19 protein-coding genes are annotated in these 20,066 nt (G+C 36.0%); 8 read left to right on the plus strand and 11 right to left on the minus strand.

Features of this window, described 5'->3' with window-relative positions; all coding sequences use genetic code 11:
- Together SB679_RS15025 and SB679_RS15030 are read right to left on the minus strand one after the other, a co-directional pair.
- A complete protein-coding gene (locus SB679_RS15025; protein WP_410703097.1) occupies window positions 1-1,161 on the minus strand; it encodes an efflux RND transporter periplasmic adaptor subunit in 1,161 nt (386 codons plus the stop codon).
- A 361-nt stretch (window positions 1,162-1,522) separates the two neighbouring features.
- On the minus strand, window positions 1,523-2,119 hold the full coding sequence (locus tag SB679_RS15030) for a TetR/AcrR family transcriptional regulator (protein WP_034714976.1): 597 nt from the start codon (window positions 2,117-2,119) through the stop codon (window positions 1,523-1,525).
- Window positions 2,120-2,272: 153 nt separating this feature from the next.
- Between SB679_RS15030 and SB679_RS15035 the strand changes: the two genes are divergently transcribed.
- Entirely contained in the window at window positions 2,273-2,830 is a 558-nt protein-coding gene (locus SB679_RS15035; protein WP_410703126.1) for a thioredoxin family protein, read from the plus strand.
- Window positions 2,831-2,927: 97 nt separating this feature from the next.
- Here SB679_RS15035 and SB679_RS15040 read toward each other — a convergent pair whose 3' ends face one another.
- The gene (locus SB679_RS15040; RefSeq protein WP_410703098.1) at window positions 2,928-3,779 is read right to left on the minus strand and encodes a hypothetical protein; all 852 of its coding nucleotides are present in this window, start codon (window positions 3,777-3,779) and stop codon (window positions 2,928-2,930) included.
- 397 nt (window positions 3,780-4,176) lie between these two features.
- On the minus strand, window positions 4,177-5,040 hold the full coding sequence (locus tag SB679_RS15045; RefSeq protein ID WP_410703099.1) for an AraC family transcriptional regulator: 864 nt from the start codon (window positions 5,038-5,040) through the stop codon (window positions 4,177-4,179).
- A 123-nt stretch (window positions 5,041-5,163) separates the two neighbouring features.
- Here SB679_RS15045 and SB679_RS15050 point away from each other — a divergent pair, with 123 nt between their 5' ends.
- Genes SB679_RS15050 through SB679_RS15060 form a run of 3 tightly spaced genes read left to right on the plus strand, consistent with a single transcriptional unit; the run spans window position 5,164 to window position 10,342 of the window.
- On the plus strand, window positions 5,164-6,393 hold the full coding sequence (locus tag SB679_RS15050) for an MFS transporter (RefSeq protein ID WP_410703100.1): 1,230 nt from the start codon (window positions 5,164-5,166) through the stop codon (window positions 6,391-6,393).
- A gap of 2 nt (window positions 6,394-6,395) precedes the next feature.
- Entirely contained in the window at window positions 6,396-7,877 is a 1,482-nt protein-coding gene (locus SB679_RS15055) for a trehalase family glycosidase (protein ID WP_410703101.1), read from the plus strand.
- Between the two features lie 23 nt (window positions 7,878-7,900).
- Complete coding sequence (locus tag SB679_RS15060) at window positions 7,901-10,342, plus strand: TonB-dependent receptor (protein WP_410703102.1); 2,442 nt, start codon at window positions 7,901-7,903, stop codon at window positions 10,340-10,342.
- A 76-nt stretch (window positions 10,343-10,418) separates the two neighbouring features.
- Here the strand turns inward: SB679_RS15060 and SB679_RS15065 are convergent, their stop codons facing one another.
- Window positions 10,419-11,054 carry an MBL fold metallo-hydrolase gene (locus tag SB679_RS15065; RefSeq protein WP_410703103.1) on the minus strand — a complete coding sequence of 212 codons (636 nt, stop codon included), beginning with the start codon at window positions 11,052-11,054 and terminating at the stop codon, window positions 10,419-10,421.
- Between the two features lie 71 nt (window positions 11,055-11,125).
- Here SB679_RS15065 and SB679_RS15070 point away from each other — a divergent pair, with 71 nt between their 5' ends.
- Together SB679_RS15070 and SB679_RS15075 are read left to right on the plus strand one after the other, a co-directional pair.
- Window positions 11,126-12,340, plus strand: coding sequence for a DUF5103 domain-containing protein (locus tag SB679_RS15070; RefSeq protein ID WP_410703104.1), 1,215 nt, complete (start codon window positions 11,126-11,128; stop codon window positions 12,338-12,340).
- A gap of 235 nt (window positions 12,341-12,575) precedes the next feature.
- Window positions 12,576-14,531 carry a M4 family metallopeptidase gene (locus SB679_RS15075; protein ID WP_410703105.1) on the plus strand — a complete coding sequence of 652 codons (1,956 nt, stop codon included), beginning with the start codon at window positions 12,576-12,578 and terminating at the stop codon, window positions 14,529-14,531.
- Window positions 14,532-14,641: 110 nt separating this feature from the next.
- Here SB679_RS15075 and SB679_RS15080 read toward each other — a convergent pair whose 3' ends face one another.
- From SB679_RS15080 to SB679_RS15100, 5 genes are all read right to left on the minus strand, one after another.
- Window positions 14,642-14,905 carry a hypothetical protein gene (locus tag SB679_RS15080; protein ID WP_410703106.1) on the minus strand — a complete coding sequence of 88 codons (264 nt, stop codon included), beginning with the start codon at window positions 14,903-14,905 and terminating at the stop codon, window positions 14,642-14,644.
- The gene (locus tag SB679_RS15085; RefSeq protein ID WP_410703107.1) at window positions 14,905-15,135 is read right to left on the minus strand and encodes a hypothetical protein; all 231 of its coding nucleotides are present in this window, start codon (window positions 15,133-15,135) and stop codon (window positions 14,905-14,907) included. Before SB679_RS15085 ends, SB679_RS15080 begins: the two co-directional genes overlap by 1 nt.
- 213 nt (window positions 15,136-15,348) lie before the next feature.
- A complete protein-coding gene (hemH, locus tag SB679_RS15090; protein WP_410703108.1) occupies window positions 15,349-16,377 on the minus strand; it encodes a ferrochelatase in 1,029 nt (342 codons plus the stop codon).
- 16 nt (window positions 16,378-16,393) lie between these two features.
- A complete protein-coding gene (locus tag SB679_RS15095; protein WP_410703109.1) occupies window positions 16,394-16,921 on the minus strand; it encodes an NADPH-dependent FMN reductase in 528 nt (175 codons plus the stop codon).
- Between the two features lie 10 nt (window positions 16,922-16,931).
- Entirely contained in the window at window positions 16,932-17,810 is an 879-nt protein-coding gene (locus tag SB679_RS15100) for a NifU family protein (RefSeq protein WP_410703110.1), read from the minus strand.
- Window positions 17,811-18,148: 338 nt separating this feature from the next.
- Between SB679_RS15100 and SB679_RS15105 the strand changes: the two genes are divergently transcribed.
- Together SB679_RS15105 and SB679_RS15110 are read left to right on the plus strand one after the other, a co-directional pair.
- Window positions 18,149-18,784 carry a hypothetical protein gene (locus SB679_RS15105; protein ID WP_410703111.1) on the plus strand — a complete coding sequence of 212 codons (636 nt, stop codon included), beginning with the start codon at window positions 18,149-18,151 and terminating at the stop codon, window positions 18,782-18,784.
- Between the two features lie 180 nt (window positions 18,785-18,964).
- Window positions 18,965-19,480 carry a gamma carbonic anhydrase family protein gene (locus tag SB679_RS15110; RefSeq protein ID WP_410703112.1) on the plus strand — a complete coding sequence of 172 codons (516 nt, stop codon included), beginning with the start codon at window positions 18,965-18,967 and terminating at the stop codon, window positions 19,478-19,480.
- 107 nt (window positions 19,481-19,587) lie between these two features.
- Here SB679_RS15110 and SB679_RS15115 read toward each other — a convergent pair whose 3' ends face one another.
- Window positions 19,588-20,040 (minus strand): hypothetical protein, encoded by a 453-nt coding sequence (locus tag SB679_RS15115; protein ID WP_410703113.1) that lies wholly within the window; start codon window positions 20,038-20,040, stop codon window positions 19,588-19,590.
- Window positions 20,041-20,066 lie beyond the last annotated feature (26 nt).

Here is a 20,066-nt window from a genome sequence, read left to right on the forward strand (position 1 = left end):
TTACAAGGGTCTTGCTTTCAGCAGGCTGTCAGAAGAGATCGGTTTCGGCTGTATTGAAGCACCGTCTTTTAAGCTGCCAAGCCCTGTGTACACAATCTTATCACCTGCAGAAAGTCCTTCAGAGATGAAGTAATAACTGTCTGTTTTTCCAGAGATGGTTATAGGTTTGCTGGTTACTTTATTGTCTTTGCCAAGGATATATACATAGGTCTTATCCTGAATCTCAAAAGTAGATTCCTGCGGAATAACCACTACGTTGGTCAGGAGCTGAGGTAAACGCACGCGTCCTGTATTTCCTGTTCTTAATGTACCATGTGCATTAGGGAATACAGCACGTACACTGATGGCTCCCGTAGTTTTATCGAACTGGCCATCAACAATGCTCATTCTTCCTTTTTCAGAATACGTACTGTTGTCAGCAATTACCAAATCTACCATGGGCATATTTTTCAGCTTTTCTTCTACGGAAGCTCCGGGATATTTATTTTGAAAAGCAATAAAATCCAGTTCGCTTAAAGAGAAGTACGCATAAATCTCGCTGATATCAGACAATAACGTCAAAGGATTAGGATCTGTTCTTGAGATTAAACTCCCTTTTTTGTAAGGTATTCTTCCGATATAACCACTTACAGGTGCTGTGATTGTCGTGAATCCTACATTAATTTTAGCACCTCCTACCGATGCTCTGGCTTGAGCTGCTGAGGCAACAGCTGCTGCATAATTAGCTTTTGCAGTTTTCATCTGTACTTCAGAAACTACTTTTGCGGCTACCAATGGCTGTAGTCGATCTACTTCCACTTTAGCTTTCTGAATGTTGGCATCAGCAACCTGTAAATTAGCCTGTGCCATATTCATTTGTTCTCCGTAAGCTCTTGAATCTATTTTGAATAACGGCTGTCCCGCTCTTACAAAAGATCCTTCTTCTACATATATTCTGTCCAGGTAACCATCTACCTGTGATCTTATTTCTACATTGTTTTTTCCTTCCAATGCTGTCGGGAATTCCTGATATGTTGTAGCTGGAGAAGTAATTACCGTATAAACCGGCAATGCTGGTGCAGAAGGAGCCTGGTTTGAGTTTTCAGCGGCTTTACTGCAGTTCTGTAAAAGGATGATACTTGATATAAGTACAATAATCCCCGTTTTTCCAGGTATTTTCATTTTTAAGTTTAAATTTTTAATGAAGAGTTTGAAATTAAAGTATTGTAATGTTGTTTTTAATAAATCCCGTTAATTTTGCTAACAGTGTTAATAATTAGTTCAAAAAAAATTACAGAATTCTTAATAGAGTGCTAAATTGTCGTTTCCATAATTGCAGTTTATTTGTTTAATGTTGATTGTATCTTAACGATTGGTGATGTTATTTTTCCTAACAGTGTTAATGATAAGGGAAAAAAATGGCATATAATAGTGATATGAAATTAGTTTTCATTTTAAAGTTTATTTTAATTTATAATTGAATAATGTTAAATTATTCCATGTTATTTTTCCTAACAGCGTTAATTTTTGGTTCAAAAAAAATTTACAAAGACTTAACAAAAGCTGCTACTGTTTCATCAAGAGTCGTTTTGTTCATCGTTGCCGGAATATCTGTATTACGCATCATCATAATTGAAATAAGTCCGTGTACCGCAGAAAACAAGGCGTGAGACATATGGCACGCATTATCCGGATTGGATCCGTTTTTCTTAATAATTTCATGTGTACAGTCATAAATCATATCCTGGAACGAAGAAAATTCTTCTTTCATCATTCCTTTACCGCTGCACTGCATTCCAAGACCAAACATCAGCTGATAATATTCTTTATTTTTAAAAGCGAAGTTCCAGTAAGTATCTACAATTGCGATTAATTGATCTTCAGGATTATCATGTTTTTTCTGAGCTTTTAGCAGCTCTATATGCAGACAGTGGAAACCGTTTAATGAAATTTCATATAAAATGGCCTCTTTATTTTCAAAATAATCATAAACAACCGGTGCGCTATACTCAATAGCATCCGCTATTTTACGAATAGAAAGTGATGCCCAGCCCTCTGTTTTAGCCAATGTAAAGGCAGCCTGCAAAATATTTGCACGGATGGATTCCTTTTCTCTTTGGCGACGTTCATGTAGGCCCATTGATTATTTTTTACTAACAGTGTTAGCAAAACTACAAACATTTACCCATACCAACCAAATAATATTTGGATTTTAACATTTAACGCAAGTTTATAAAACACGAATTGTCAGTTCATAAAAGAAATTTTATCTTTGCCGTAAAGAAAAATAAGGATTATGAATACCCCTTCAAATATGTTAGCATTAGGAACAAAGGCACCTTTCTTTGAACTTCCGAATCCATCAAAAACTAATGAAGTTCAGTCATTAGATGATTTGAAAGGAGAAAAAGGAACTTTGGTCATTTTTATGTGTAACCATTGTCCGTTTGTTCTTCATGTAATTGATAAATTGAATGAATTATACGAAGATTACAACGAAAAAGGAATAGAATTTATCGCCATCAATGCCAACAACGTTGAAAAATATCCGGCAGATTCTCCGGAAAAAATGATTGAATTCCAGATTGAAAGAAATTTCGACTTTCCTTATTTATATGATGAAAGCCAGGCCATCGCAAAAGCATATGAAGCTGCATGTACCCCTGATTTTTATTTCTTCGATGAAAAATTAGATCTTGTTTACAGAGGGCAGATGGATGATTCAAGACCTGGAAATAATAAAGATGTTACCGGTGAAGATCTTATTATCGCTTTCGAAAATCTTCTGTTGGGTGAACCCCAGGAAGAGATCCAGAGACCAAGCATGGGATGCAATATTAAGTGGAAATAGTTGATGGTTAAGAGTTATCGGTTGATAGCTTTTACCTGCAAAATAGATAAAGCTGTTCTCTCAGAGAACAGCTTTTTAATGTTATGATGTAACCTTATTATTGAATAGGAACTGCATAAAAATATCTTTCCCAGTTACCCACACCAAAAAGGTTTATCCAATATCCAGCAGTTCCGCTTGCGTTTACATTAATGAAGGTAGGACCGCTCGGATATGCCTCAAGCTCCTGATTAGCCCATAAATAATAGGTTTTATTGGCTCCGCTAGTATTATTTATAGCAATGGAACCCGCTACCATGGTTCTGTTCATTCCCCTTCCGATCGAACCTCCGGAACCTCTTTGTCCGGTATATGCCGTAATATAATCTGCTGTTGTCGTACTGTTGGTGGAAGAATCTGTTAAATATCCGGTACACCACAATTGGGCATCACTGGTATTGATTCGATCGTTTTGTCCTAACGAAGCTACCGATCCAAAAGATACCAGCCATTTTCCTTGAGGTAATGTAATGGTACCACCCGAATATAAAGAAGTATTAGGGGGATTACCAGGACCATAGGTGGTAAAACTTACCGTTGTAGTCGGCAAATTTCCTGATACTGCGCTTAGAGCAGGATTTACCCAGGATGTATTACCTGTTCCATCAGAAGTGAGTACTTTTCCGGCTCCTTGTGTTCCGTCTACAATTCTTAAAGCTGTACTTGTGGTATTGGTGACCTGAAGCGTAGCTGTGGGAGCTGTTTCTCCGATTCCTACATTTCCATTGTTTAATACGGTCATCATTTCTTTAGCACTTGAGTTATTGATCTCCAACGCTTTGGTAGCATTTGTATTTCCTTTGCTTACGATATCTAAAGCTGCAGAGGGAGTGCTTGTGTTGATTCCGGTTTGTCCTAGTACAATAACATTCGACAATAAAATCATTGACAAAATAATAGTTTTTTTCATTGTGATAATTTTTTAGATAATTAAAATAGAAATCCTGCATTCAAGTATCATGGATACTGATTGTTCAAAAAAGAGTTTGCTAAACTGATTCTGTGAAGAATTAATTCCTATACCTACTTGTGCTAGATACTTGCGGAATGTGGATTAATATAATTTTCTATCATGTTTTTCTGCTACAAATATAAGTAAAAAAATAATAAAATTAAAATTTTAACATGCTGATATGTAAGTCATTACGTGGTGAAAAAAGCGATACAAAAAAGGGATTAATAGCAGTGTAGATAAGGGAAAATAATGTGCCTGTAATCCGGATACACACTTATAGGCTTAATTTTTTTGATAAGCGCTGCAAAATGCGGGTTAAAAATAAGAAGAAGCAGGATGCTTTCGATTGATTTTATACACCAATCTTATTATGGGAATGGTTTTTTATAAATTCAGAGGGTGTTTTCTCGGTGTATTTCTTGAACATTCTGTTAAAGTAAGTCACATTATTAAATCCGCAGCTGTAGCTGCATTCTGAAATACTTTTATCCTGTACCATTAATAGACAGGCTTTATTGATCCGGTAACGGTTTACAAATTCTGTAAAGGTGATCTGGGTTGCTTTTTTGAAAAAATTACAAAAGGCGGGTAAAGTCAGATTAGCAAGCCTTGCTACATCATCAATATTAATTTCTTTTTCATAATTGTGTTCTACATACGTGAAGATATTTTCCAGGCGGGTTTTATTCTTTGAGATAATCGTGTAGGGCATGATTTCTTTATTCAATAGATCATACTCGTTGCATTGCGAAAGCTCAAAAAGGATCTCCAGCAAGAGTAAATATCTTTTATACCCTTCAGATTCCAGCATCAGCCTCAGTTTGGGAAGAATGGCTTTTTTGATCTTATGATGAAAATGAATCCCGTATTTTGAAAGCTCCAGTAAATTTTGAATGGATCGGGCTTCCACTTCCTGCTGTGGAAATTGCAGGATCTCTTCCCGGAATTGCAGAACAATTTCCTCATGGGGATCAATAGAATTCAATCCAAAACCGGAATGCGGAATATTCGTTCCTATCAGGACGAGATCACCATTCGAATAATTACTTTTATGATAACCTACATGGCGGGTTCCGCTGCCTGAAACCACACATACCAGCTCAATTTCCGGGTGATAATGATACTCCCATTTGAACTCTGAAATGGGGGAGTTGTTGTGAAGGGTACGGAAAGAGCTTTTTTGATTGGGAATGATCCTTTCGAAACTAACTTTCATTCAATTAATGTTATTTATTCAGTAAAAATAATAATTATATTAATATAGTTCAAATATATGTTTACTATGTTAAATTAACGTTAACACAAATGCTTCTATCTTAGCCGACAAGAAATTATTTTAATGAAAAATTTCAATATTAAGGCGGTTTTATTTTTGAACTATTTCGTATTTGCGATTTTGTTGAATTCTGTAGGAACGGTAATCCTTCAGGTGCAGCAGAATTTTGGAATATCGAAATCTTCAGCAAGTGTTTTGGAAGGTTTTAAAGATCTTCCCATTGCCATCTGTTCATTTATTTTAGCCTCATTTTTACCCAAAATAGGAATCAAGAATTCGATGCTGATCGCTTTATTTTTGGTAAGCTGTATGTGCTTTGTGATGCCTTTTTCAAATGATTTCTGGTTTTTCAAATTACTTTTTGCCATTGTGGGAATTTCTTTTGCCCTGATAAAGATTTCAGTTTTCACCTCTATAGGTCTTGTTACAGATACCGATAAAGAACATTCCAGCTTTATGGGATTTTTAGAAGGGTTTTTCATGATCGGAGTATTGGTGGGAAATGTTATTTTCAGTCTGTTTATTGATGATCATAATCCAAAATCTACCCATTGGCTCAATGTATACTGGGTGTTGGGAATCCTGTCCACGTTGTCATTTTTGTTTTTGTTCTTTTCCAAACTGAATGAGAAAGAAGCAAAAAGTGAAAAAACAGATCTGTTGGGCGATATTAAAAACAGTATTAGTTTATTCAGTTATAGAAAAGTCTTGTTCTTTTTATTATGTGCTTTCCTTTTTGTGTTGGTAGAACAAAGTTTTCAGACCTGGACTCCTACTTTTTATAAAGAAATTTTAAAAGTTCCAACTTCAATGAGTATACAGGCGGGAGCTGTTTTGGCGGGAGCTTTTGCGCTGGGAAGATTTTTATCGGGATTCTTCTCGAAAAAATTCAGCTGGATCTACGTAGTATCGTTCTGTGTAATTGGTTTTGCGGTCAGCCTTATTCTGGTATTGCCTTTAACCCATAGCGTTCATATTGATGCCACAACCAATTGGTTTAACGCACCTCTGGTAGTATATCTGTTTCCATTAATGGGCGGATTGCTGGCACCAATTTATCCAAGTATTAATTCTGTAATTCTTGCTTCGATTCCAAAATATCTACACAGTTCAATGTCCGGGCTTATTGTTGTTTTTTCTGCCATTGGCGGAACGGTAGGCTCCATCATTACTGGTTTTGTATTTCAGGAATTCAGTGGACAGCGGGCATTTTATCTCTCCCTGATCCCGTTGACCTTATTGATCATTTCTGCAATTTTCATGAATAAATTAAAAATAAATCCTAAAAAATAAGCATGAGTAAGCAACTATACATAAACGAAATTCAAAGTCTTTTTGATAATGTTCAACGGTCGAAAATCTTTGAAGACCAGAAGATGATGACAGATGCCGTTCCTTTATTTCCTATTGCTGAAATTAATGCGAAATATGAAAAGGAAAAAGAGGTTGATGGTTTTAATCTGAAAGATTTTGTACTGAAGAATTTTGATTTTTTAGGAGCAAAAATTTCCATTCAAAGAGAAAAACAATTACCGATTGACCAGCATATAGAAAAGCTTTGGGATGAATTGACCCGCACGGCATATGAAGAGAAAGGCACATTGCTGAAGCTTCCTAAGCCATACATTGTTCCAGGGGGTCGTTTTAATGAATTTTTCTATTGGGACAGTTATTTTATCATGCTTGGACTCCAGGTTTCCGGAAGAGTGGAAATGATGGAAAATATCATTGAAAACTGTTCTTACCTGATTCAGCATGTAGGATTTGTACCTAATGCAAGCCGTACTCATTTCTTAAGCCGTTCCCAACCGCCTTATTTTTCGCTGATGCTTGATCTGCTTTTTGAAACGACAAAAGATGAAACCATTTACACGAAATACCATTCTACTTTAGAAAAAGAATATGCATTCTGGATGGACGGAGAAGATGGGCTTGAAAAGGATTCAAGTATAAAAAGGGTAGTGAAAACAAATTCTGGCGATGTTTTAAACCGTTATTATGATGCTGAAAATACTCCAAGACCAGAAAGTTATGTCATAGATATTGAAGATGCAGAAAATGCTCCCGGTGAGCAGTTTTACAGAAATATAAGAAGCGCCTGTGAATCCGGCTGGGATTTTTCCAGCAGATGGTTTGAAGATGGCGAAACGATACAAACGATAGAAACACTGAATATTGCTGAGGTAGATGTTAACTGCCTGCTATGGCATTTGGAAAAGACATTGGCAAAGTCCTCAGCTCTTCAGAATTTCACAGAAAAACAAAATTATTTTACCCAAAGAGCAGCTGACAGAAAACGGATGATCGATTATTATTTCTGGGATGAAAATGCCGGGACCTATAAAGATTATCACACAAAAAAACACAAAAAAACATATTCTGAACATATTGCTGCTCTTTACCCTTTATTTCTGGGATTGGCCAATGAGGAGCAGGCAAAAGCTGTTTCTGAAACCATCGCTGAAAAATTTCTGTACAAGGGCGGTCTTGTGACGACTACAAAAAAAAGCGGACAGCAGTGGGATCTTCCCAATGGATGGGCTCCCTACCAATGGCTGGGTTATAAAGGAATGATGAATTACGGCTTTACAGCAGTAGCGGAAGAAATAAAAAATAATTGGTGCTCCAATGTGGAAAGGGTGTATAACAACACCGGGAAACTGATGGAAAAATATAATGCATTAGACACGGAAACGATTGCGGGAGGTGGAGAATATCCTAATCAAGATGGATTTGGCTGGACAAACGGAGTCTATTTAAAGTTGAAACAAAACTAAATAAATATCAAAAAGTCATGACTATGAAAAAAAAATCGATTTTTTTACTCGCAGCCACTGCCACACTGTATTTTAATAATGTGTATGCGCAGGAAACTCCACAAGATTCGATAAAAACATCTTCTATTGATCAGATTGTTATCACCGGGAACTCGGGACCGAAAAAGAAAATTGAATCGAGCACGGCGATTTCTACTTTCACTGCAAAAGAGATTCAGAAGCAGAATCCTATCAGTGCTGCCGCTTTGTTACAGCGTGTACCGGGATTTGCCGTAGAAACTTCAGGAGGTGAGGTTGGAAATAACCTTTTCGCAAGAGGGATTCCTTCTGCGGGAGCCTATGAATTTGTACAGGTACAGGAGGATGGCCTTCCTGTTTTTGAAGACGGTGCATTGCAATTTGCCAATGCAGATAACTTTTTCCGTGTCGACAACAGTGTGAGCAAACTGGAAGCTTTAAGAGGAGGTTCAGGTTCTATTTATGCCAATAACTCTCCAGGAGGATTGATCAACTTTATTACTAAAGAGGGAACGAATGATTTTAAAGGAACTGCTAAACTAGAAACCAGTACGTACGGATTGATGCGTACCGATCTGAATGTAGGAGGTGCTTTGGTGAAAGATAAATTGTTCTTTAATGTAGGAGGTTTTTACAGAACCGATAGCGGAATCAGAAAAACAGGTTTTAAAGCCAATAATGGAGGCCAGATCAGAATGAATTTAAAATATGTATTTGATAAAGGCTATGCTAAAATCTATTACAAAAAGCTGGACGACAGGAATACATTCTACCTTCCGATCCCTTTGACCAATGACTTAAAAGAATTTCCAGGTTTCGATGCTAATTATGGAACATACAGTTACAGAACAATCAGTCAGCTTAACATTCCGCAGGCAGGCGGTGGCTTCTTCAAAAGAAATTTAGAAGACGGAATCCATCCGAAAGTAGACGCGATCGGTGCTGAATTTAAATATGATCTGGGAAATAATTTCAGTGTTTTAAACAAAATGAGATATACGGATATCAATATGGCATACACGGGAATATTCCCGGCAGGAGCTCCTAAAACAGCCGTTGCATTTGCCAACAGCAACGGAATCACTGGAAATAATTTCCAATATTCTCTGGTATCCAATGGTGCCGCTATTAATCCTCAGTATGTTCAGGAACTAGGGTATTGGGCTATTGATAAGAAAATGAACAATTTCGTCAATGACCTTCAGTTCAGCTACAAATTTGACAAAGGAAATGTTACGGCAGGTTTTTATAAATCCAACTGGAAATCCAATCAATACTGGAACTGGAGTAATATTTTGACCACTGTATCAGATAAACCACAGCTTCTGAACTTAGTAGATACTTCTTTGACTCCCAATTCTACAGGATATTCCAAAACGTATAATGGAGTTACCGATATGTCTTTTCTCCTTAGAGATTCACAAACGCAGGGAAGCTTAAATGATCTTTATTTAAACCTGGATTATAAAATTACGGACGACCTGAGCTTCAATGGGGGAATCCGTTACAGCCGTGATTTTTATAAAGGATATTCTGTCAATACCACGACAGCCAATTTAAATAATTCAGGATTAACGACGGACGGGACGCACAGCTTCTTAACGACTACAGCAGACGATAATATGTCTGTGCTGGGAAATAAATACAACTATTGGAGCTATAACGTAGATAAAGTATCCTATACACTGGCGTCGAATTATAAAATCAATAATGAAAATGCTGTCTACGCCCGTTTTTCTCACGGTTTCAGATCTCCAAACGAAGAAGCATATTACAATTATTTCACATCAACTCAGGATGGACCTTTGAAAACGGTGACTACCAACCAGCTGGAAGTTGGATATAAATATTATTCGCGTACTTTCGATATCGGGGTGATTCCTTTTTATTCTACGCTTAAAAATCTTTCCTTTACCGATGTGTTCTCTGATGGTACTTCAGAAAATAAATTTGCCAATACCAGTAACCTTGGGGTAGAAGTAGAAGGATATGCCAGATTATTTAACAATCTCTTGGAAGTAGGATTTAACGGAACGTTCCAGAATCCGAAATATAAAAACTTTACAGGGAAAAATGCTGACGGAACGGTATTCGATTATGATGGAAATACTGTAAGAAGAATTCCTAAATTTTATTTCAATATTGCGCCTTCAGTAAATATTACAAAACAATGGCGAGCGTATGTAAGCTATAATTATTACGGAAAGCGTTTCCAGAACGAAGCGAATACGGATGACTACGTATTGCCGGCATTCAGTGAATTCGGAGCAGGAACTTCCTATCAGTTGGGCAAAATACGTTTTGCGATCGACGGAACCAATATTTTCAATACGATCGGAATCACAGAAGGAGATCCAAGATCTCAGGATGCTTCTGTATCCAATATCAGAATGGCAAGACCTATTATGGGAGCTGCTGTAAGAGGTTCTATTACTTTAGATTTCTAAAAATCGATTTCAATATTACAACAAAACCGCCGGATTTTTCTGGCGGTTTTGTTGTATATTTTAAATCAAGCAATCTTTAGAAAAAAGGATTGTGTTGTTTTTCAAATCCAATTGTTGTAGGATTTCCGTGGCCGGAGAATACCTGGGTATCATTTTCCAAAATGAAAAGCTTAGTTTTAATTCCTTCAATTAACTGCTCATGATTTCCTTTATACAAATCAGTTCTTCCGATGCTTCCTTCAAAAAGAACATCGCCTGAAATCATGAATTTCTGGTTCTCATTATGATATACTACACTTCCTGGAGAATGTCCGGGAACATGATAAATTTTAAATTTTTCACCGTCCAGATCAAGCTCATCCCCTTCATTGATGTAGTGGATATCCACTTTTACAGGATTGATGTTCATTCCAAATCTCATTCCGCTGGCCTGAAGCATATCCAAAACATCCTGATCCTCCTCATGCATATACACAGGAACTTTAAACTTGTCAAAAGCCCACTGCAATCCCAAAACATGATCGATATGAGCGTGTGTTAAAAGAATTTTCTGGATTTTCAACCCGTTTTCGGTAATAAAGTTGTCAATCGCCTGCGTTTCCTGTTCATTTGTATTACCCGGATCAATTAACCAGGCATTTTTATTTTCATTATAAAGTACGTATGTATTTTCGCTCGCAAAATTGAATACGAATCCTTGTATCTGAAGCATAGGTTGAATATTTTTTTATCAAAAATACGATATTATTAAGAAAATGGCGATTTTTTGGTATCTTCGTCATAATGAAAACTTTGCGAATACTTTTACTTTCTTTGAGCGGATTGGCTTTTGGACAGAACATCCAAAGCATCCAGTTATTCAATCCCCAAACCAACGACGAAACTCCGGTGATCAGATTTAATGAAAAATTGGTCTTAAGCTTTGACGACCTTACCAATTCAAGTCAGATTTACAGATATACATTGAAACATTACGATAGAAACTGGAATGACGATAATCTTTTCTTTACAGAATTTGCCAATGGAAGTTTAAATGATTTGTTAGATCAGTTTCAGTATTCATTCAATACCCTGCAGGCTTATACCCATTATAAGCTTACTTTTCCGAACGAAAAAATACAGCCAAAAATTTCAGGAAATTATGAGCTGATCGTTTATAAAGATTCCGCGGATAAACCTTTATTTAAGAGGAGATTTTATATCGTGGAAGACATGGCAACTTTAGGGTTAAAAGTTTCAAGAATTGCGGATGCAAAAAATCCGAATGTTAATCAGAGAGTAGAAGTGCAGGCAGTTTCCAAAGGTGGAGACCTTTCGTCCAATGTGAATTCTATGAGCCTCAAGGTGATGCAGAATAACAATCCCAATATCACAGTAAGTAATCTTAAACCGAGTGCTACACTGGGAACTCAGCTGCTTTTTCAGCAGATGAGCCTGACGTTTCCGGGAAATAATGAATTTTATTATTTCGATAATAAAAATATGAATGTCGCAGCAGATATGGTTCAGGCTACCGAATTAAAAGATGGTGTCAATCAGACTTATTTGCATCCTGTCTGGGCGTTTCCTTTAAATTATCAATATCAGCCGGACGTAAACGGAGCGTGGTATTACAGAAGGAATGACATTGGCCGGGAAAGAGATGCGGAAAGAGAAGCTGATTATTCTTGGGTATATTTTTCACTAGAATCTGATCCTGCGGATAAAGATATTTATGTATTGGGTGGTTTTAACAATTTTACTCCGAGTAAAGAAAATCAGATGCAGTATGATGCGGCCAACAAAAGATATGTAGCTAAAATATTTCTGAAACAAGGTTTCTATAACTACCTTCTGGCAACAAAAGCAGCTGATGGATCTTTGAATTTCGGTGAAATCAATGGGAATTTCTGGCAAACGGAAAACCTTTATCAGGGATTTCTATACTATGCTCCTTTCGGAAGAAGTTATGATGGACTTATGGGCTATGGAGAGTTCAGAACTCCAATTGGCAAATAAAATATTATGCAATGCATGTTGAAAAAAATATTTCATAAAAAGGAGAATTATGTAAAAATTATTAGTCTATAATTCTTGTAGGAATAAAAATATTTTATCTAAGTCATAATGCTTTGAAAAATATATTGAATTATAAATAATGATTATGTTTATAATTTGTGTTTTATTTAATTTTAGTATTGTTTTATTGTGAAAAAGGCATAAATTAGTTTTTCACAATTAACAATATATTTTTATGAAAACGAAATTTATCTTTGCAGTAAGTATTGCTGCTTCTGCCTTTTTATTTGGGCAAGACACCACACCATCAAAAATTATCTCCGGTAAAAACGGACTTCACGCGGAATTGATCAGATTCGATAAAAGCGGTCCTGACTTTCAGGGAAGCCCGGTATTATTTGATGAAAAATCGAATAGGATTTCTCAGGGGCAAGGGGTAAAGGTGGGCCTTGAAAAAGATGAACTGGGATTTGAAACTCACAGATTTCAACAGACGATCAATAATATTCCTGTAGAATATGGAATGATGGCTGTACAGACAAAAGGAGGCAAAATTGTAGGAGAAACCGGTAAATGGATTCTGAAAATACCCACTTTAGAAAAGAAGCCTGGAATATCTGAAAGCATTGCGCTGCAAAGTGCCTTATCTTTTGTAAAAGCTGATTCCTATAAATGGCAGAATAAAGACGAAGAAGATTTTATTAAAAAAGATTCTAAGAATCCTAATGCTACTTTTGCTCCTAAAGGAGAATTGGTGTATTATTCAGATCCTTCTGAAGAAAAATTAGGAGAATTAAAGCTGGCGTATAAGTTTGATATCTATGCTGAAAAGCCATTAAGCAGACAATATGTATTTGTAGATGCTAAAAATGGTGAAGTTTTGGGAACAGATGCTTTGATTCATGATACCAATGCCCCGGGAACTGCAACTACGGTTTATAGTGGAAGCCAGGCAATCGTCGCTGATTCTTATAACGGAAGCTATAGATTAAGAGAAACAGGACGTAACGGCGGGACGTCTGTGGAAACATATAATCTGAAAAAAGGCACTAATTATGCATCTGCTGTAGATTTTACAGATACGGATAATGCATGGAATAATGTAAATACAGCTTTAGACCAATATGCGACTGACGCCCATTGGGGAGCAGAAAAAACCGTAGATTATCTTAAAACAAAATTCAATAGAAATAGTATCGATAATAATCATTTTGCCATTAAATCTTATGTGCATTACTCTACCAATTATTTCAATGCGTTCTGGGATGGAACGAGAATGACTTATGGAGATGGAAGCGCTGCTACAAACGGTGGAAAGCCATTAACGGCTCTTGATGTTTGCGGCCACGAAATTACTCATGGTATGACTTCTAAAACAGCAAATCTTGCCTATCAACGAGAGTCTGGAGCATTGAATGAAGGTTTTTCTGATGTTTTTGGAAACAGTATAGAATTTTGGGCAAGACCGGCTAAAGCGAGCTGGAAATTAGGTGAAGATTTCAATTATGTTATCCGTGATATGTCTAACCCTAATGCGTATAGCCAACCGGATACCTACATGGGAACCTATTGGAAGACTGTAACGACATCAGGGTGTGCTTCACCAAGCCAGAGCAATGATTATTGTGGTGTTCATACCAATTCAGGAGTGCTGAATTTCTGGTATTATTTATTGGTAACCGGCGGAACCGGAACTAATGATAAGGGCTTCGCTTATAATGTTTCAGGGATTGGATTAGATAAGGCTGGGGCAATTGCTTACAGAACATTAACGACATACCTTACTTCTTCTTCTACCTATGCTAATGCCAGAACATATTCCCTTCAGGCTGCAGCCGATTTATACGGTGCAGGCAGTAATGAAGTAACGCAGACTACCAATGCCTGGAATGCAGTTGGAGTTGGTGGAGGTACTTCGGCAGCGGGTAAATCTGCAGCGGTAGCTAATGTATCACTTTATACAATCAGTCCAAATCCGGCAACCGATAAATTTACGGTAGGTTTTGAGGGAAAAGAAGGGAATGGACTTGTTGAATTGATTAGTTTAACGGGAAAAAGAGAGGTTTCAGAAAAATTTAAAATGACTGACGGGGTAAATAAATTAGATGTAAATCTTCCATCCAATATGCTTCCAGGAGTGTACATAGTAATGGTAAATGGACAGAATGCTGGAAACTTACTTAAGAAATAAGAAATAAATTTTAATATTGACTCATCTTAAATAGGTGTAGTATTAATCCGGGAAATTAAATCTCCCGGATTTTTTTTATACATTACTGATATCAATAATTTCTTGAAATTTTAATCTTCTTTAAAAATTGCGGTCACCAGTAAATTGTCTTCATTTTCAAAAATGTAATGAATACGAACTGGGAAGTTCTGCATCTTGTCAACGGTGATCTGTTTTTCTCTTATTAGGTGGGTTTGGGAGTGCTCCTGGATTTTAGTGATGGATTCCTTCAGGTCATCAAGGAATTCAATCCCTTTATTTTCCCTTTCCGCATTGAATACCCTCATCAATAGTTTGATGTCGTTTTTGGCGATAGAAGAGAGGAGTATTTTCATTAGGCAATGCTCTTTTTCAGCTCAGAAATATTTTCGTAAAAATCAAGTTTCGTTTTGGGGTAGTCATCATGAAACTGAATCCGGTACAAAACTTCATCCATTTGAAACTGTGGAATGGATGGGTTGTACTTGGTTTCGAGACTTTCTACCATTTTTGCAACGGTTTCCAGTAATTCCGGGGTGAGATTTTCAATCTTACGCTTTAATATATCGGCTGTGGTATACATCATTATTATTTTTTTAAAGTTAATAATGTTTTTTGACGGGGTAAATGTATGAAAAAATATATAATTTAATATTTTAATATATAAATTGCAGGGGTGTATTTCAATTTATTTAAAAATAAATTGAAATTTGGTCTTTTTTAAGGGGGTGTTGTGTTTTTTAATAAAAAAGCACTTAGTTAAAAACCAAGTGCTTTATATGTATAGTGTGAATGTCTATCAAACCAGATAAAACTCATTAAGCTTTTCTTCGCATAATGTTTTTACCACTTCAATCCATCGGTCTTCATCATTCAGGCAGGGGATATAATGGAAATTTTCTCCACCCGCATGCTGAAACTGCTCTTTACCTTCCACGGAAATCTCTTCCAGGGTTTCCAGACAGTCTGAAACAAAAGCAGGGCAGACAATCGCTAAGTTCTTGATGCCTTTTTTAGGAATCGTTTCTAGCGTCTCATCTGTGTAGGGTTCCATCCACTTATCTTTACCCAATCTTGACTGAAAGGATACAATTACTTTTTCCTTCGGCAGACCCAATTTAGAAATCACAGTCTCGGTGGTTTTAAAACATTGATGCCTGTAGCAGAACTGGTGGCTCGGATTTTCGTCTCTTGAACAGCAGTCGTTTAAGTTACAGGTTTTTGTAGGATCCGTTTTATAGATGTGTCTTTCCGGAACACCATGATAAGAGAATTGTAGTGCGTCAAAGTTTTCAGGAAGTTTTTCCCTGATGCTCTCTGCCAAACAGTCGGTGTAGATCTTTCTGTTATAAAAAGGCTGTATATAATTGATCTTTATCGTCGGGAATTTTTTCTTTCTTACCTCTTCTGCCTTGTCAATCACTGTTTCCGTAGTACTCATAGCATATTGCGGATACAATGGGAAAAGCACAATTTCAGTAACTCCTTTATCAACAAGTTTTTGAATTCCGGCTTCAATACTTGGCTGCGCGTATCTCATTCCTATTTCTACAGGAACGTCAACAATTTTTTGAAGTTTTTTCTGAATTTTTTCTGTAATGACGATCAGGGGAGAACCTTCATCCGTCCATACTGTTCTGTAAGCAGCCGCGGATTTTGGAGGTCTTGTATTTAAAATAATTCCCTGTACTAATAATGCACGAAAAATCCATCGGTAATCAATTACCTTTTCGTCCATCAAAAATTCATCAAGATATTCCTTTACATCCTTTACTTCTGTAGATCTTGGCGAACCGAGATTTACCAGTAAAATTCCTTTTTTAGCCAATATTTTTAATTTTTAATTATGAAATAGAGTTCTCGAAATCAACTATAAATTTTGACACTCTTGCTAAAGTCTGATCTTCAATAATGCCATTATCATTGAATTTTCCATTTATGCCTTGTATGATTAGCTGATTGTTATCTTCTATTGCTGCACCCAGAGTTTTCAGAATCAATACTAATTCTTCATGTCCCTTTTCCCCATTTGCTGACGCCGTAATGACAGCTGTCGGCTTTTCAGAAAAAATAGTGGTAGAAACACACCACTCCAATAGGTTTTTCAACCTACTGGGAATACTGAAAATGTATTCCGGAGTAGAAAATATAACGCCTGCCGAATGATTAATATCGTTTCTGATTTTAAGTATTTCCGCAGGTGTATTAGAATCCGTTAATGCAGTATCAAAATGGGGTAGCATAGAAAGATCATCATAGATTTGGAAATCAGCGCCATTATCTGATGCAATAGCTTGTTCAATTAACTTCATATTGCTGGAGTTTTTTGAAGCACTGCCTATAATGACTACAATTTTTTTTCTACTACCCATTCAATCGTGATTATCCGTTGACAGCTTCTACTCTCTCTACCAAGTCAGGAACGAATTGTTTTAAAATACTTTCGATTCCGTTTTTCAGGGTAGCCGTAGAACTTGGACAACCTGAACATGCACCTTGTAAAAGCATTTTTGCTGTTTTGCTGGCTTCGTCATATTCCATTAAAGAAATTTTTCCACCATCATTTTCTACAGCAGGCGCCACGTATTCATTCAGGATATCAGAAATCTTTTGTTCGTCGTTGGTATATTCTCTGTTGATGATTTTTTCAACAGGATTTTCATGTCTCTGAGCTTCAACATTGGAAATTTCGCCTCCATTTTGTAAATATTCAGCGATCAGCCCACGTACAGCCATCATTACCTGGTGCCATTCCACAGAATGATCTCTGGTTACCGCTACAAAATTGTCAGAGATGAAAACTTCTTTCGTGAAGTCAAACTCTTTAAAAATAGCCTGAGCCAAAGGGACTCCTTCTGCTTCGTCTCTTGATTTTACTTCAACAAACCCATCGATCAGCAATTGGCTGGAAACAAACTTCATCACATTAGGATTAGGAGTCATTTCAGCATAAATCTGATACATTTCTTTCTTCTTTTGAAGATAGATTCTCGGATTGGCAAGTAATTCATCTTCAATAACATTTTTAAGGCTTTCTGCCACATGTTCCCATTCAATAGTATCTTGCTTTGCAATTGCTACAAAATTGGCTGTGATGAAAACTCTTTCTACAAAAGGATAATTGAAAAGCTCCTGTGCAAGAGGAATTTCTGAAATATCTGAACTTCTGTCCAATTCTAAAGACCCGGGAATCAAGTTGTAATCAGCAACAAATTTCATCACTTTTGGGTTTTCAGTTGGTTCTATAAGTATCGTACGCATTTTTTCGTTAAATTTGAGATACAAAAATACGCAATTAGAAGTTAGAAGTTAGCGATTAGAAGTTAGATTTTTGCTATCACTGTAATTTACAATTTGCTGGATCAAATAGTCTAAAGTTGGAATTAAAAATGATTTAACATATTTTTAATTTCATTATATGATAATCATAAGAATAAACTAAGAAATTTTTACTTTTTTAAATGAAATCCAAATATAATCAACTAAATAATTCTATAATCACAAGTTGTTTAGTGGGGTGATATTCATTTTGTTATGAATAAATATTATATTATTGCATTTTGAAAATCACGAAATAAAAAATATAAAATAACAAATGAATGAAAAATGTAATTACACTTCTACTAACCTGTCTTTCAATAATTGGATTTGGACAGAAATATCAAAAAGCATTATTAATACTTAAGGATGGTGAACAAAAGCAAGGTCTTATACAAGTAAATGTAAAATCATTATTTCAACCTAAAAAATTTATCTTTAAAGTTTCTGAGTCTTCCGAACCTCAAAAAATTGATATTTCAATGGTTAAGGCAGTGACTATTTTTGGAAAAAATAATCAAGTATATGAATCTGAAAACATTGATTACGCATTTAATCCAAAGAAAAATAAAACAAAGAATGGATGGGCGCTAAAAGTAGTTTCGGGCTATTATAACTTATATACCTTCGGAAGTTATTCTTTTGATAAGGAAGATAATTTGACAATAACAAATTCTTCAAATTCTCTCCCTGAGCAATTTTATTTTATCAGGAAAAATTCCGAAACGAGAGCTCTACTCTTTGGGATCTATAGTCCATCTCCAACCTATTTAGGATTACATAAGGTACTATTGGACCGTGTTAAAAATTTTATGTCAGACAATCCAGAACTTGTAGCTAAGGTTGAGAATAAGGAGTTATCTATTAGTGATATCGAACGTATAGTTAGGGATTATAACCTTAGTAAATCCCAATAATACAGATTCGGGTCTGTAACTTAAAGAGAAAGATAAAAGCTTTTCCTATTAAAGAATTTTATTGTTTTTAATGTCATGAAATTAATTTATTGAATATCTTTGTTAAGGTTTGCTTTTAGAAAATTAGCCTAACCTAAGTTAAATTAATTTATCAATTAACTCATTTTCAAATTTAGAAGTATGGCGCTTGTAAAAGAACTTTTAGGAAAAACACCACAGATTGGTGAGGATACATTTTTAGCAGAAACAGCAATTATCATTGGTGATGTTACGATGGGAAAAAATTGCAGCGTTTGGTATAATGCAGTGATAAGAGGAGATGTAAACTATATCACCATGGGCGATAAGGTGAATGTTCAGGATAATGTGATGCTGCACTGTACCTATGAGAAATTTCCTTTGAAAATCGGAAATAATGTTTCTATTGGTCATAATGCCATTGTTCATGGATGTACCATTCATGATAATGTATTGATCGGAATGGGCTCTATTGTTATGGATGACTGTCTGGTAGAGGAAAATTCTATCGTAGGAGCGGGTTCCGTAGTAACGCAGGGAACTCACATTAAATCCGGAGAAGTTTGGGGTGGTGTTCCTGCCAGAAAAATTAAAGACATTTCTGCCCAGTTATTGGAAGGAGAAGTGAATAGGATAGCAGATAATTATGTGAAGTATTCTTCTTGGTATAAAGAATAACATAATTTAAAACATTATAAAAATAAAAGCTTCATCTTTTGGATGAAGCTTTTTCAATTAAATCCTTACTAATCAATTCCAATTGGTTTGAATAGATATATTGTATGTTATTGTACAGGGTAAGTTACTTCTGCTTTTCCGTTGACGCATCGTATTCCTGCGGGTTCTCCAATCAATAAACAGTCTGAAGTGATTCCAAATTTGGTATTGAAATCTTTTTCTTTGTTATTGTAATCTTCAATTTTAGGCAAGATGGAAGCTTCTAATTTTTTAGGATAGGCAATATAAGACTTAGGCCCGCCGCATGCTTTTGATCCCATAGGTGCAGATGCCCATTCGTCGGTATTGCCTGTACATTTTTCCTTGGAAATTTCACTGTTTATCGTTGCCTTTAATTTATCCAGCTGCGCCTGATCATATTTCTGGCTGCTTTCATCAGCAGGTCTTTCAGAAATATCTTTGGGTAAATTTTCTGTATCAGGTATTTTGGTTTTACATGAAATAACGGTTAAGCTAGTACATAATACTAATAGAGGTATTTTTATGAACAGGTTTTTCACAATAAATCTTTTTTTCTGGTCAATAA

This window comes from Chryseobacterium sp. SIMBA_029 (assembly GCF_046535275.1).
Taxonomy (GTDB): Bacteria; Bacteroidota; Bacteroidia; order Flavobacteriales; family Weeksellaceae; genus Chryseobacterium.